The sequence below is a fragment of the Bradyrhizobium quebecense genome (assembly GCF_013373795.3).
Taxonomy (GTDB): domain Bacteria; phylum Pseudomonadota; class Alphaproteobacteria; order Rhizobiales; family Xanthobacteraceae; genus Bradyrhizobium; species Bradyrhizobium quebecense.
The window spans coordinates 4,942,877-4,956,492 of record NZ_CP088022.1; the positions used below are offsets into that span (position 1 = coordinate 4,942,877).

Genomic DNA, 13,616 nt, shown 5'->3' on the forward strand with positions numbered 1-13,616 from the left:
TGCCTGAGGGCGAATGTTGCTGCGGCAATCGTTGTCGAGCAAATGCTCGGCCATGTGCCGGAAGCCACCGACTCGCTTCTCTCGCCTGGCGAACTTGCCGTCGGTATACTCACGGGATCGCGAGAACCGGCACGCCGCCACTCACTCGGCCGTGACTTCGCAACGCAGGTCGCTCGAACGCGTCGGCACTGCGCAGGCTTATCCCGGCACCGCTAAGGGGATGCGTTGTCGCCGTCGTCCTGCATCGCCCGCGCCCAAGCTCGGGATCGCGCGACCATACCGCCTCAAATGAAAAACCTCCGGCAGGGCATTGCCGGAGGTTCTGGAGGTTTCATGAAGAAGTCTGATATCTCCCTCGTCATGGTCGGCAGAGCAACCGACACCCAGTTTGTACATGATAGACTAATGTTAGTAAATCATACAACAGACTCTTCTTTCAAAATCAAAGCCTCGACAGTTTCCCGTCGAGGCTTTGGGTAGCGATCAAGTCCGGATCAACCGGGCTTTACCAGTTGCGCTGCGCGCGCAGCAGCAGCATGTAGGTGTCCTGGTTGCTGAGAGAGTAGACGGCGGCCGGCTTGCCGATCGCAGCGCTACCCGGGTAGGTGATCGTGCCAGCGTAGTTCTGATCCAGATGGGTGTAGGTGAAGTCAGCCGAGAAGGTCAGGTTCTTCACCGGGGTCCACTGGGTCTGCGTACCGATCTGAGCAATGCTGTAGTCGGGGTTGCACGAGGTCAGATTCGAGGTGGCGCCGATCAGGACGCCGAACGATCCGCCCACGCCAGTCCCGCCCGGGCCGCAGATGTAGCCTTTGGCGGTGCTGTTGTAGTTAACCTGGGCCCACGCACCATAGACACTGGTGTTCCAATAGGGATTCCAGTTGTGGACGTACGCACCGCGCACGCCGTACGTCGTGATCAGCTGCTGCGAGCCGCCGCTGACGAACACGCTGTCCGGCGCGATGCCGAAGCCGATGCTCTGGTAGGCACCGGGAACGCCGGTGTTGCCGAAGTAGGTGAACGCACCGGCACCCGAGAGATCCTGGATGTTGTAGCGCGTTGCGCCGTTGGTATAGACGCCCTGGACGTTGATGGTATCGCCAGGTCCGGTCGGGATGTTCTTGATCGACAGGGCCAGCTGACCCGCCCAGCCCCACTTGTCGTCCGGATGACCGGTCAACTCGGTGCCACCGTAGTAGGCCGCGTGATTGTCATGCGCCGCGAACGACGCCTGGAACAGACCCCAGGCCTGATCGACGCGGAGAGACGCGACCAGATCCGGAGCAATCGTGCCGGCATAGTCGCTCGCGCCGTAGGGACCGAGAGCGCCGGTACCCTGCACACCGAGATTCTGCACGCCGGCCTGATAGTAGGCCGACTGATCCTGGGCCGACAGGGCCAGCGACACGCCGTTGCCGAACTGCGCGGTGTAGGTGAACTGGTTCACACCGGTGATCGTGCCGCCGCCGCCGACGAGACCGTCGAAGTTGTTGCCCGGATAGTTGGCCCACGGCGCCGAGAACTGGGAGACCGCCTTACCCATGGTGAAGCCGGCGAACTGGATGAAGGCGTAATAGACGCCGACCGTGCCGGCGGCGACACCGCCTGCACTTGCGTTGTTCGGGGCAGCAGCCGTTCCGATCGGCGAGTAGACCGTCGAGCCTGCCGCAGCGCCCGCGCCGTAGCTGTCCGAGGTCCAGCTGAAGGTCGCATCGAAGAAAGTACGGACCACGCCGTATTCGGTCGCGGTGCGGGTGTCGACGTTGAGGTCTTCACGCGAGCGCCAGGTGTAGCCGTTGGTGAAGCGGTTCTGTGCGCCGCCCGCGCCGGCGTAGTTGCCGGTGTGGTCCGAGTTGGTGTTCGCCAGAACATCCATGCGCAGGTAGCCGCCCAGCTTGATGCAGGTGTCGGTGCCCGGAATAAAGTAGAAGCCCGGACCATAGAGCGAGCAGACCTTCACGTACTCGACTGCCTTGGCCTTGACCGGAAGGTCGGCCGCCATCGCTCCGCTGCTCGCGGCGAGAGTTGCCACCGAGCCCAACAAAAGGCCCTTAACGATCTTCATGCTATCCTCCAAGTGATGCCTTGCACTGCTGGCAAAGCGACAAACGTTCCCCTCCCGAAAACCGCTGCGGCGCAGCCATTTTCAAGATGCTCGTGGTCAACTCGGCCACTGCAGGCGTGAGATGGTGGATGCCCCCCATCTACGACGGGGGAACAATGCAATCGGGTAGTCACATATTCAACTTATATTAGTTAGTCATTCTCTGTTTGCGCAGCCATGTGTCATTCAGGCAACGCATCGACGAACATTTTCGTCACGGCGCCCGCTTCAAAAATTGCTCGATATCCGTGAACATGAATTTTTGTTAAGGTACGTCATGACCGAGCGCAAATCGACCGACAAACTGCAGGACGCGGCTGAGCGATTGGCTTGGGAGATCGTGTCGACCAGCATCCGCCTGGACGAGCTGCGCAGCATCTGGGCCAAGATGATCGGAATCACCGGTCCGCAATGGATGATCATGACGGTCCTGGCGAATGCCGAGGACCGCAGCGTCGGCCTGCCGGTCGGCGCGGTGTCGAGGGCACTGCGCGTCGATCAGTCGTTTGTGGTGACGCAGTCGAAGCTGCTCGAAAAAAAGAACCTTGTGCGCCGCAAGAGTTCGACCGAGGATGCCCGGGTCGTGAACCTGTCACTGACAGAGCACGCCAAGAAGCAGATGGCGAACCTGTCCGCGCAACGCAAAGAGTTGAACGAGTTCGTCTATGCCGACCTCGATCTGCGGGAGCTGCTGCAACTGACCGGCAAGATGGATTCCATCAAGAGCCGCCTGGAAAAGGCGATCGCGAGAATCTCGGTCGATCTTTAGGAAGTTGCCGAGATTCCGCTGCAGTCCCGCTTCGCACTTTTCCGGATCATGCGATCGCCAGCCGCTGCCGCGACCGCATCAGGAGCAGCAGGATGATGCTGACATTGAGCAGGTTCCAGGCGAGGCCATTGGCGAAGGCCGCGGCATAGGAGCCGGTGGCGTCGAAGATCACGCCCGAGATCCAGCCGCCGAACGACATGCCGAACACCGAGGCGAAGATCACGATGCCGATCCGGGTCGCGGCTTCCGAGGCCGGCATCGCCTCGCGCACCATGATGGCGTAGCTCGGCACGATGCCGCCCTGGAACAGGCCGAACATCGCCGAGATGATGTAGAGCGAGGTCAGGCCGTCGAAGAACAGGTAGAACAGCAGCGCCGCGCCCTGCGCGATCGAGCCGATCAGCAGCGTGCGGATGCCGCCGATCCTGTCGGCGAGGAAGCCGGAGCCGATCCGGCTGATGATGCCGAAGCCCAGCATCAGCGACAGCATCTCGGCGCCGCGCGCCACGCCGTAGCCGAGATCGCCGCAATAGGCGACGATGTGAACCTGCGGCATCGACATCGCCACACAGCAGGAGATCGACGCGAGCGACAGGATCGCGGTCAGCGCGTTGGTGGAGAGCCGCATGTCGACCCGCGGCGGCGCGGCGTTGACATGGCTGCGCCGGGTCGCAGCCCCCATCAACAGACGCAGCACCACGAGCGCAAGCGCCATCGCGATCGCGGTGACGATGCCGATCGCGATATGGGTGGTGCGCCAGCCGATGCTCTGCATGCCGAAATTGACCAGCGGCGGCCACACCGTGCCGCCGACATAATTGCCGCTGGCGGCGATCGCGACCGCAAGGCCGCGGTAGCGCTCGAACCAGTGCGAGGCCTCCGCCATCAGAGGGCCGAAGGTCGCGGCCGACGACAGACCGATCGCGAAATGCAGCAGGATGAAGGCCCAGATCGACGGCGCGTAGCCGGCGCAGATATAGCCGAGACCGAGAATGCCGATCCCGGCGCCGATCGCCGCGACGATGCCGTGGCGATCGCTGATCTTGCCGGTCACGACCTGGCCGAGGCCGAAGCCGAGCATCACCATCGTGAAGGCGAGCGACGCCGTTCCGCGGGTCGCGCCGAAGTCGGTCTGCACTGCCGGCAACGCCACTACGACCGACCACATGCCGACGCTGCCGAGCGAGCCGATCACCACGGCGACGGCAAGACGCAGCCATGCCCGGCGCGAGTCGGGAATGAACACTGCTGCTTCAGGAGAAAATTCAGAAGAAATTACCACGGCGCGCGGAACTTCGTCGGCATTTGCCTCCGGGTCAAGCCACATTGCCGAGAGATTAGGCATGCGCCAGCGAGGGGACGCATTGCCTTCACCGGCGCGTGAGGCGGCTCAATTGCCGTAGTTCGGATCCTGCGCCCGGAACGGACCGCACTTCGCACCGATGCCGAAGCGCCGATCGAAATCCACGGTGCCGCCGCCGACCGGTATGCGGGTCGGCGGCAAGCCGCGCGTGTACTGGTCGACGGTGACGGACTTCCTGTCCGCACTCATCGTCACATGCACCGGCTCGAGGTCCTTGCCCTTGTTGAGCTCGGTCAGATCGAGCGTGTAGTAGCCGTCCGCCGTCTTGCCCGCGGCCATGCCGCCATGCGGCGCGAAGACGACGGATTGCGGCAGGTAGACCTCCATCAGGACGCCGTTACCCTTGCAGGTGATCATGCGGATCATCCAGGCCCGGTCGTCCGGCAGCGTCACGGCGGACGCCGGCGCCGACAGCAGTGCGATCGCGGCAGCAAAGCCTGCTGTCATGGTTCGACCTGCCCGGTTCGACATGGATGCCTCTGGCGGCTGAGTGGCGTTGCTGGCGTTTGGTCGGCGGCCGGGCCGCGAAAGTTCAATCCGCATCGTGCACCGCAGCGGTCGCAACTGACCGATCGACCGGGAATATCGTCCGTCGAACCGTGATCCATGCTGATGAGAAAAACTGCTACAATGCGAGCCGGTTCACATTGGCGGCTCGCCGTCCGGACCTATCATCCGCCCGGATGGCGCGCAGCTCGCAAGGTAAAGGATCGAAGCGCACATCGTCGGAGGATCGTCATGCATTCGTCGTCAGCAGAGTGGTTACCCGTTGCGTCGGCGCCGTCGGACCGAGAGCTCGAGGTCTGTGTCCTCGACTATGACGGCATGGTGCACGCGCTGATGTTCCCGTGCCACCGGGACGGCGCCGAATGGGTCGATCATGCCGGCAGCAGGCATCTCGACATCCAGCCGACGCATTGGCGCAGATGGATGCTCTCAGCCAATTGACGCCGCCATGATCGGTCTCGGGCAGCCGACGCCGATCTCGCGCCGGACCGGATATTGAGCTAGACTTGCCACGTGAGGTTCAAGGGTGGGCCAGGAGGCTCGTCATGGAATCACACGTGATCCCTTTCGAAAATCGCTGGACCAACGGCAAGCATGCCTGGGAGTGGCATTGCGAGCTCGAGCGGCTGGGCGTGCCGACGGTCCGCACGATGTATTGCGAGCATGAGACGCACCATCGCGACGAGCTTGCCGTGGTGTTCGACATTCCCGCGGGCTTTGTTCGCGACTGGCTCGCCTTTCATGACCAGCGCGCCGCCCGGCAGCAATTGCTGTGGCGTGCCAGCGTCATCACGCTCGGCCTCATCGCCGCATCGGGCGTCGTGCTCGGCGCGCTCAGATAGAGGCTGCGAACCCGCCGCCGGAACGGCCGGGCGGTCCCACCACCCCTCGCGGCCGAAAATCCCCCATGCCCGGCGCCTGCGACGCCCCGCGCGGTCCCTGGACGGCACTTATTAACCCTTTGCTAACCATACACCCGGCAAGAATTGCCCAGTGAAGTCGAGTGTCGTCGAACGCGTCTAACGGGCGGAGATCCCCGTGAACGCCAGCGCGGTGCCTCACTTTCGGAACGGCGGCCCTGCGGCCGTCGCGCAGACGCTTGGCGGCCGCGGCCGCCAGTCGCGGGGGAGAGCGGCTACCATGGTCGACGTCACGGCGGGTCAGGGCACGGCAGGCAAGGGCGGATTGCCTAGCCTCGGCGAGATCGGCGACATCCTCAAGCGCGGCGATCTCGCGCTGGCGCTCGGCGTCCTCACCATCCTGGTGGTGCTGATCCTGCCGCTGCCCTCGATCGTGCTCGACCTCTTTTTGGCGGTCTCGATCACGATCTCGATCCTGATCCTGATGACCTCGCTGTTCATCCAGGCGCCGCTGGAATTCTCGTCTTTTCCGACCATCCTGCTGATCTCGACCATGATGCGGCTGTCGCTGAACATGGCCTCGACCCGGCTGATCCTGAGCCACGGCCACGAGGGCACGGCGGCCGCCGGGCACGTCATCGAGGCCTTCGGCAACTTCGTGATGGGCGGCAACTTCGTGATCGGCATTATCGTGTTCGCGATCCTGGTGATCGTGAACTTCGTGGTCATCACCAAGGGTTCGGGCCGTATCGCCGAAGTCGCGGCGCGCTTCCAATTGGACTCGATGCCCGGCAAGCAAATGGCGATCGACGCCGACCTGTCCGCCGGCCTGATCGACGAGAAGGCCGCCAAGGAGCGCCGCAAGGCGCTGGAAGACGAAAGCGGCTTCTTCGGCGCGATGGACGGTGCCTCGAAATTCGTCCGCGGCGACGCCATCGCCGGGCTTTTGATCGTCGGCATCAACATCGTCGGCGGCATCATCATCGGCGTCGCCCAGCAGGGTCTTTCCTTCGGTGAAGCCGCCCGCACCTACACCGTGCTGACGGTCGGCGACGGCCTCGTCACCCAGGTGCCGGCGCTGATCGTCTCGACCGCAGCCGGCCTGCTGGTCTCCAAGGCCGGCATCACCGGCGCCGCCGACAAGGCGCTGATGCGTCAGCTCTCCGGCTATCCGCAGGCGCTCGGCATGTCGGCCGGCGTCATGCTGGTGCTGGCGCTGCTGCCGGGCATTCCGACGCTGCCGTTCCTGGCGCTCGGCTCCGGCGCCGCGGCGCTGGCCTGGAACGCGCGCAAGAAGAAGCGGGTCGCCAACGCCGCCGAGGCCGCCGCCGCTGCAGCCCCCGCTGCAGCCGCTGCCGCGGCCGCCGCCGCCGCCGAGGAGCCGATCGCCGCCGCGCTGAAGATCGACGACCTCAAGATCGAGCTCGGCTACGCGCTGCTGCCGCTGGTCAACGGCCCCGACGGCACCGACCGCCTCACCGAGCAGATCAAGGCGCTGCGCCGCTCGCTCGCGATCGAGATGGGCTTCGTGATGCCGGCGGTGCGCATCCTCGACAATGTGCAGCTCGAGGCCAACAGCTACGTCATCAAGATCAAGGAAGTCGACGCCGGCACCGGCAAGATCTGGCCGAGCCAGTTCATGGTCATGGACCCCGCCGGCAACCAGGTACAGCTGCCGGGCATCCACACCATCGAACCGACCTTCGGCCTGCCGGCGACCTGGGTCGATGCCGGCCTGAAGGAAGAGGCCGCGCTGAAAGGCTACACCGTGGTCGACGCCGCGACCGTGCTGTCGACGCACCTGACCGAGCTGCTCAAGACCAATATGGCGGACTTGCTGTCCTACGGCGAGGTGCAGAAGCTGCTGAAGGACCTGCCGAAGGAGCAGGGCGAGCTGATCAAGGACATCGTGCCGAGCCAGGTCACGATGTCGGGCATCCAGCGCGTGCTGCAATTGCTGCTTGCCGAGCGGATTTCCATCCGCGACCTTTCCACCATCCTCGAGGGCATCGCCGACGCGCTGGCGTTCTCGCGCAATCCGGCCACCATGGTCGAGCATGTCCGCGCCCGGCTGGCGCGGCAGATCTGTGCCCAGAACACCTCGCCGAACGGCTATCTGCCGCTGATCGCGCTGTCGGCGCGCTGGGAGCAGGCATTTGCCGAATCGATTGTCGGCCAGGGCGACGACCGTAGCCTGGCGATGCAGCCCTCCAAGCTGTCGGAATTCATGACCGCAGTGCGCAACGCGTTCGAGCAGGCGGCGCGCGAGGGCGAGGCGCCGGTGCTGGTGACCTCGGCCGCGATCCGGCCGTTCGCTCGCTCGCTGGTGGAGCGGTTCCGCTCGCAGACCACCGTTTTGTCGCAGGCCGAGATCCATCCCCGGGCCCGGCTGAAGACCGTCGGCAGCGTGTAGAGCTTCTTGTTTGGACGCGTTTTCTTCACGCGAACCGGCGTCCGCTTCGCTCGAAAACGCTCTAGCCGTCGCAAATCATTTGCGTTTTCGCCTGTGCTTTCTCGCCACAGGCAACTGATTTATGCGGAACGGTCCGAAACGGCCCCATATAGGGTAACATGATCCGGATTCCGAGCAAGCTACTGATATTACGTCAAGTTAATGTAGATTTTGGCAGCCGGAGACGGTTTTTGATCGCGCCCGATCACGTCTAATCACGCCCTTGTGATGACCCCTAGGGAACGGAATCGGCAAATCCTACGTTGGAGAGGCACGAGACGTTGAACCGGACAACAGACCGAACCGACAAATTTGTAGAGAGCTGGAAGGCGGCAGGAGACTTCCATGAACCACTCGATCTACAGCGCTGATCGTACGACGCACCTGAAGATTGTGGTCGTGGCTTTGGTGGCCGGTATCTTGGTCGCTGGTTTCGGAATCACCGCGCACAATTCGTCGGACGAGGGTTACACCCAGACGGCACGTGTCATGAAGGCCGGCAAGCCGGTCGCGATCACGAGCACGAGCAACTCGCTGGTCCGCTAACAGGAGAGTTTCACGAATTCACGTAGTGTTCTTTACAGCCCCCCAAAGTCGCTGCGTGGATATTTAAGACCCCCAACTACCCCAAGTTGACTATCGAAAACGCCCGCTCCCCACGGGCGTTTTCTTTTTGTGCGGGCGGTGGGTTTAACGCCGGTGCCGACTGACAGCGCGCATAGCCCTCTCCACGTCATTGCGAGCGAAGCGAAGCAATCCATCTTTCCGCACGTGCGGAAAGATGGATTGCTTCGTCGCTCCGCTCCTCGCAATGACGTGCTCACCGCTTCCGACAAGTCTCCAACGATGAGGCGCGCTGGCCTACCGTGGCGGCGTGTTCGACGCAGGCGGCACGGTCTCAATCAGCTTGCCGGTGAAGATCGGCGCCGAAGTCGGCAGGCCATTCGGCGAACCGCCGGCCTGCTCGACGGTCACCGCGTAGGTGGCGCCGTTGATCACGTCGGGATCGTAGCCCGACAGCACCGGGCGCGCGGTGAAATCATCAGCGCCGATCACGCCGAGCGAGCGCGGCTGCGGCAGCTTGTCGGAGATCAGCCAGAGCTCAAAGCTCTTGCCGGGCTCGGACGGGGCGCCGACCTTGCGCACGGTGAAATTCTTGGTCGCGCCGTCGATGGTCATGATGAAGGCCGGCCCGCCATTCTGTCCCTGCAACAGCGCGACATATTGCGCCGACGGCGCGAGCGCCGGCGCCGGCGTCTTCACTTCCACGGTCTGGATGCGCGGCTTCGGCCGGATCGCATTCGGCAAGGCGTCGGGCCGGTAGACCTGCAGGCCGAGCGTGACCAGCAGCGCGGCCGCGATCGCGGTCGCGACTGAGGCGATGCCGCGCCAGCGTTTCACCCGGCTCGCAAGCGCGACGACGTTGCTGTCGCCCGCGCCAATCGGTGGCTGGACCGGTAGCTGCCGGATCTCGGCCGGCCGACGGATCTCGGATGGCTGCGGGGGCTCCGGATCGAACGCCGAGCCGAATTCGGGATCGTCGGTTATCGGCGGCGGCGTCACCGTCGCGGCCGGCGTCTCGGGCAGCACCAGCGGCGCCTGTGGCGCGCCGGCATGGCCGATCGCCGCCTTGATGTTTTCCCAGACCACCGGGCGCGGCTCGACCAGGCCGACCATCTGATTCAGCGGCCCGAGCCTGAACTCCCAGGCTTGCACGAGCGCGGCGAACTCGGTGTCGACGGCCATCATGGTCTCGACCTGCGTGCGCTCGTCGGCATCGAGCGTACCGAGTGCATATTCCGCGGCGAGCGCGATATGGTCTTCGCTATAGGCCATCAATCAGAGTCCAAGACACTCCCGGATATCCATCAGGCTGCGGCGCAGCCAGGTCTTCACCGTGTTCACCGGTGTCTCGAACTTTGCGGCGAGCTGCTCGCGGCTCCAGCCGTTGTAATAGGCGAGCAGCACGAGCTTCTGACGATCGGGCTCCAGACGCCCGACGCACTCCAGCAACCGCTTCAACTCTTCCGTCATTTCCCGTCGCGCCAGCGGATCGGGCGAGTCGGCGGCGACTTCCATCGCCGCAGGCTCATCTTCCAGCGAGGACTCGCCTCGCTTGCGCACGACATCGATGGCGCGGTTGCGCGCGATCGACGCCATCCACGTGATCGGGGACGACAGGGCCGGGTTGAACTGCCCCGCGCTGTTCCAGATCTTGACGTAAGCCTCCTGAATGACCTCCTCGGCGAGGTCCTGACGCCGCAAGATACGGAGCACGACGCCAAAGAGTTTCGAACGGGTCGCGGCGTACAGCCGCTCAAAGGCGTCCTGATCCCCCTTCGCGACGGCGGCGATCAGCCAGACGAGCTCAGCCGGCGTCAGCATTCAGCGCCCTCCAAGCCTGCATCCCCCATCGCCCCATTGCCACCGCGCCGCCGATCATCATCTGGTCTGGACCGGTGGTAGCATATTTTGGGACAGCACGATCCGCCAAGTGGCCGACGAGCGGCCGGCTTGTGGACAGCGCCCAACAAAAAGCCCGGGCGATCGGCCCGGGCTCTCAAGATTGTCAGCGGAGGGAGCGAGGTATCAGGCGATGACGCCGAGCCGGGCCCGCATCAGGCCGATCGAATCCATGTCGGCTTGCTCGCGGGCGCTCTCCTCCGCGCGTTCGCGCGCCTGGTCGCGCTCATCGAGCAGCTCGACCTTCTTCAGCTCCTCGAACGCCTCCGACAGCAGCGCCTTGGCGTCGTCGAGCTGGGCGCGCAGTTCGTCGGCCGAGCGGGTCAGGTTCTCCCGGCGCTGGATCGCGGCCTTGGCGTAGGTGGGATAGGCGAAGTGCGTGGGGTCGTTGATCCCGGCGCGCTCCTGCTCGGTCTGGATCTCGCGCTCGAGCTCGACGGACATGCGCTGGAAGTCGGCGATCATGCCTTCGATCTGGGTAACCCGACGGCGCTTTTCATCGACCTGAAACTTCTTCAGGCGGATCAGCGTTTCACGTGACTTCATCGACTCATACTCCCCAGAAGTCCCAAATCTGAACGCGGGACAGAACCGGCTCCCCCCTGGGCCCCGCCGGCATAGCTATGGTGTGCCGAGGATGATGGCCTGACAAAGTTAGCGTTCCGTTTCCAAACCCGACAGGATTTGAGCGAGTTGCCGGTAGCCATCGCCCAGGCTGGTCGCCTCGTCCTTGGCCTGGCGCAGGAAGCTCTCCAGCGGCTCGTGCAGCCGGATCGCCTCGTCGACCTCGGGGCTGGAACCCGGTCGATAGGCGCCAAGCCGGATCAGTTCCTCCATGTCGGCATAGGTCGCCATCACCTGCCGCGCCTTGTTGATGAAGGGCAGGAAGTCGGGGTCGGCGGACCGCGGCATGGTGCGCGAGACCGACTTGAGGATGTTGACCGCGGGATAGCGGCCGCGCTCGGCGATCGTCCGCTGCATCACAATATGGCCGTCTAGGATGCCGCGCACCGCGTCCGCGATCGGCTCATTGTGATCGTCGCCGTCGACCAGCACGGTGAAGATCGCGGTGATGGTGCCGACGCCGGTGCCCGGCCCTGCCCGCTCCAATAGCTTCGGCAACTCGGTGAACACGGTCGGCGTGTAACCCTTGGCGGTCGGCGGCTCGCCGGCCGAGAGGCCGATCTCGCGCTGCGCCATCGCAAAGCGCGTCACCGAGTCCATCAGGCACAGCACGGCCTGGTCCTCATCGCGGAAATACTCGGCGATGGCGAGCGTCAGGTACGCGGCCTGGCGCCGCATCAGCGCCGGTTCGTCGGAGGTGGCGACCACCACGACCGAGCGCGCCAGCCCCTCCTCGCCGAGATCCTCCTGGAGGAATTCCTGCACCTCGCGGCCGCGTTCGCCGATCAGCCCGATCACCGAGATCGCGGCATCGACATTGCGCGCCAGCATCGACAGCAACACCGACTTGCCGACGCCGGAGCCGGCGAAGATGCCGAGCCGCTGGCCGCGGCAGCAGGTCAGGAAAGTATTGAGACCGCGCACGCCGAGATCGAGCGGCGGGCCGACCCGCCTGCGCGAATGCGCCGGCGGCGGCGAGTTGCGGTAGGACATCGGCGAGGCGCCCTGTTGCAGCGGTCCCTTGCCGTCGATCGGCTCGCCCATCGCGTTGACGACGCGGCCGAGCCAGGCCGGCGACGGCCGCACCTGGCTCGCCGCATTGGTGATCACGGCGCGGCAGCCGCGCCTGACGCCCTCGAGCCCGCCGAACGGCATCACCACCGCGTTGTCGCCGGAGAAGCCGATCACCTCGGCCGGGATGAAGCGGCCGGCGCCGACGTCGATCACGATGCGGGCGCCGACCGACATTGCGTGAATGGGGCCGGCGATCTCGACCATGAGCCCGCGGACGCCGACCACACGGCCATAAATATTGACGCCGTCGATGTCCCCGATCTGCTCCGCGAGCGCCTTCATTGCGAAAACCTTAAGTTTCCGCAATTTTGCGCCGGCCGCTTAACTTCGTGTTTACCCGCATCATTAATCATTGCGTCACTGTCTTTGGTGACTGAGGTCGCTCGCCCATCAGAAGAAGGGCGAGTCGCGAGAGTCGGTTAGGCCCGGCTCTTAATGTGGAAACTGAACGAGCGCGGTTGGGAAAAGCTTCTTCTACGCAATATCTTAGGGCGATTCGACAAAAATTGCACGGTTAGAGCTTGCGTCGAGGAATCAGTTTTTGTTAACCATATCTCGTCAGGATCCGAATCAGTTGTTCAAAGGCGTTTTGTGAGTGCCGCAAGTGCGGCCGACCTGACGCCCGGAGCGGCGACTATAGGGGACTGGCATGCGCGTTTTGCTGATTGAAGATGATAGCGCCGTCGCGCAGTCGATCGAATTGATGCTCAAATCCGAGAGTTTCAACGTCTACACGACGGATCTCGGTGAAGAAGGCGTCGATCTCGGCAAGCTTTACGACTACGACATCATCCTGCTCGACCTCAACCTGCCCGACATGTCCGGCTACGACGTGCTCAAGCAGCTCCGGGTTTCGAAGATCAAGACTCCCATTCTGATCCTCTCCGGCCTCGCCGGCATCGAGGACAAGGTCAAGGGTCTCGGCGTCGGCGCCGACGACTACATGACCAAACCCTTCCACAAGGACGAGCTGGTCGCCCGCATCCACGCCATCGTGCGCCGCTCCAAGGGTCACGCCCAGTCGGTCATCCAGACCGGCGATCTCGTGGTCAATCTGGACACCAAGACGGTCGAGGTCGGCGGTCAGCGCGTGCACCTCACCGGCAAGGAATACCAGATGCTGGAGCTGCTCTCGCTCCGCAAGGGCACCACGCTCACCAAGGAAATGTTCCTCAACCATCTCTACGGCGGCATGGATGAGCCGGAGCTGAAGATCATCGACGTCTTCATCTGCAAGCTCCGCAAGAAGCTCGCCAACGCCTCCGAAGGCCGCAACTTCATCGAGACCGTGTGGGGCCGCGGCTACGTGCTGCGCGAGCCGCACGAGGCCGACGAGCGGATTCCCGCCTGACCTTCTGGCCCGCAGCGTTCCGACTTCGCTTTCGACTTGAGCCCCGCCG

Annotated in this window: 13 protein-coding genes; 6 read left to right on the forward strand and 7 right to left on the reverse strand. The window is 64.0% G+C overall.

The window, feature by feature from the left end:
- Positions 1–505: 505 nt before the first annotated feature.
- A complete protein-coding gene (locus HU230_RS23850) occupies positions 506–2,065 on the reverse strand; it encodes a porin (protein WP_176529593.1) in 1,560 nt (519 codons plus the stop codon).
- A 316-nt stretch (positions 2,066–2,381) separates the two neighbouring features.
- Between HU230_RS23850 and HU230_RS23855 the strand changes: the two genes are divergently transcribed.
- A complete protein-coding gene (locus HU230_RS23855) occupies positions 2,382–2,873 on the forward strand; it encodes a MarR family winged helix-turn-helix transcriptional regulator (RefSeq protein ID WP_176529592.1) in 492 nt (163 codons plus the stop codon).
- A 46-nt stretch (positions 2,874–2,919) separates the two neighbouring features.
- Here HU230_RS23855 and HU230_RS23860 read toward each other — a convergent pair whose 3' ends face one another.
- Positions 2,920–4,119, reverse strand: a complete 1,200-nt coding sequence (locus HU230_RS23860; RefSeq protein ID WP_224924552.1) for an MFS transporter — start codon at positions 4,117–4,119, stop codon at positions 2,920–2,922.
- Positions 4,120–4,263: 144 nt separating this feature from the next.
- Complete coding sequence (locus HU230_RS23865; protein WP_224943487.1) at positions 4,264–4,683, reverse strand: hypothetical protein; 420 nt, start codon at positions 4,681–4,683, stop codon at positions 4,264–4,266.
- 291 nt (positions 4,684–4,974) lie between these two features.
- On the opposite strand from HU230_RS23865, the gene HU230_RS23870 reads away from it, so the two are divergent.
- The 4 genes from HU230_RS23870 to HU230_RS23885 all read left to right on the forward strand — a co-directional run bounded on the left by HU230_RS23870 (position 4,975) and on the right by HU230_RS23885 (position 8,601).
- Positions 4,975–5,184, forward strand: a complete 210-nt coding sequence (locus HU230_RS23870) for a hypothetical protein (protein WP_173638244.1) — start codon at positions 4,975–4,977, stop codon at positions 5,182–5,184.
- A 104-nt stretch (positions 5,185–5,288) separates the two neighbouring features.
- Complete coding sequence (locus HU230_RS23875) at positions 5,289–5,585, forward strand: hypothetical protein (protein WP_176529589.1); 297 nt, start codon at positions 5,289–5,291, stop codon at positions 5,583–5,585.
- Between the two features lie 298 nt (positions 5,586–5,883).
- Positions 5,884–8,016 (forward strand): flagellar biosynthesis protein FlhA, encoded by a 2,133-nt coding sequence (flhA, locus tag HU230_RS23880; RefSeq protein WP_176534897.1) that lies wholly within the window; start codon positions 5,884–5,886, stop codon positions 8,014–8,016.
- 384 nt (positions 8,017–8,400) lie between these two features.
- Positions 8,401–8,601, forward strand: a complete 201-nt coding sequence (locus HU230_RS23885) for a hypothetical protein (RefSeq protein WP_092116406.1) — start codon at positions 8,401–8,403, stop codon at positions 8,599–8,601.
- A 315-nt stretch (positions 8,602–8,916) separates the two neighbouring features.
- Here HU230_RS23885 and HU230_RS23890 read toward each other — a convergent pair whose 3' ends face one another.
- The 4 genes from HU230_RS23890 to fliI form a co-directional block, all read right to left on the reverse strand.
- Positions 8,917–9,891: an anti-sigma factor gene (locus tag HU230_RS23890; protein WP_176529588.1), complete on the reverse strand. Its 975-nt coding sequence runs from the start codon at positions 9,889–9,891 to the stop codon at positions 8,917–8,919.
- Between the two features lie 3 nt (positions 9,892–9,894).
- Complete coding sequence (locus HU230_RS23895; protein WP_173638249.1) at positions 9,895–10,440, reverse strand: sigma-70 family RNA polymerase sigma factor; 546 nt, start codon at positions 10,438–10,440, stop codon at positions 9,895–9,897.
- A 204-nt stretch (positions 10,441–10,644) separates the two neighbouring features.
- Entirely contained in the window at positions 10,645–11,064 is a 420-nt protein-coding gene (gene fliJ, locus HU230_RS23900) for a flagellar export protein FliJ (RefSeq protein WP_016848565.1), read from the reverse strand.
- 108 nt (positions 11,065–11,172) lie between these two features.
- Positions 11,173–12,498 carry a flagellar protein export ATPase FliI gene (fliI, locus tag HU230_RS23905; protein ID WP_176529587.1) on the reverse strand — a complete coding sequence of 442 codons (1,326 nt, stop codon included), beginning with the start codon at positions 12,496–12,498 and terminating at the stop codon, positions 11,173–11,175.
- Between the two features lie 367 nt (positions 12,499–12,865).
- Between fliI and ctrA the strand changes: the two genes are divergently transcribed.
- Positions 12,866–13,567 (forward strand): response regulator transcription factor CtrA, encoded by a 702-nt coding sequence (ctrA, locus tag HU230_RS23910; protein ID WP_016848562.1) that lies wholly within the window; start codon positions 12,866–12,868, stop codon positions 13,565–13,567.
- Positions 13,568–13,616 lie beyond the last annotated feature (49 nt).

Bases quoted from the DNA above. Each gene is read 5' to 3' on its own strand.
- fliJ (WP_016848565.1), bottom strand. From the start codon at position 11,064: ATGAAGTCACGTGAAACGCTGATCCGCCTGAAGAAGTTTCAGGTCGAT.
- ctrA (WP_016848562.1), top strand. From the start codon at position 12,866: ATGCGCGTTTTGCTGATTGAAGATGATAGCGCCGTCGCGCAGTCGATC.
- fliI (WP_176529587.1), bottom strand. From the start codon at position 12,498: ATGAAGGCGCTCGCGGAGCAGATCGGGGACATCGACGGCGTCAATATT.
- HU230_RS23875 (WP_176529589.1), top strand. From the start codon at position 5,289: ATGGAATCACACGTGATCCCTTTCGAAAATCGCTGGACCAACGGCAAG.
- HU230_RS23890 (WP_176529588.1), bottom strand. From the start codon at position 9,891: ATGGCCTATAGCGAAGACCATATCGCGCTCGCCGCGGAATATGCACTC.
- flhA (WP_176534897.1), top strand. From the start codon at position 5,884: ATGGTCGACGTCACGGCGGGTCAGGGCACGGCAGGCAAGGGCGGATTG.
- HU230_RS23870 (WP_173638244.1), top strand. From the start codon at position 4,975: ATGCATTCGTCGTCAGCAGAGTGGTTACCCGTTGCGTCGGCGCCGTCG.
- HU230_RS23895 (WP_173638249.1), bottom strand. From the start codon at position 10,440: ATGCTGACGCCGGCTGAGCTCGTCTGGCTGATCGCCGCCGTCGCGAAG.
- HU230_RS23855 (WP_176529592.1), top strand. From the start codon at position 2,382: ATGACCGAGCGCAAATCGACCGACAAACTGCAGGACGCGGCTGAGCGA.
- HU230_RS23865 (WP_224943487.1), bottom strand. From the start codon at position 4,683: ATGACAGCAGGCTTTGCTGCCGCGATCGCACTGCTGTCGGCGCCGGCG.
- HU230_RS23850 (WP_176529593.1), bottom strand. From the start codon at position 2,065: ATGAAGATCGTTAAGGGCCTTTTGTTGGGCTCGGTGGCAACTCTCGCC.
- HU230_RS23885 (WP_092116406.1), top strand. From the start codon at position 8,401: ATGAACCACTCGATCTACAGCGCTGATCGTACGACGCACCTGAAGATT.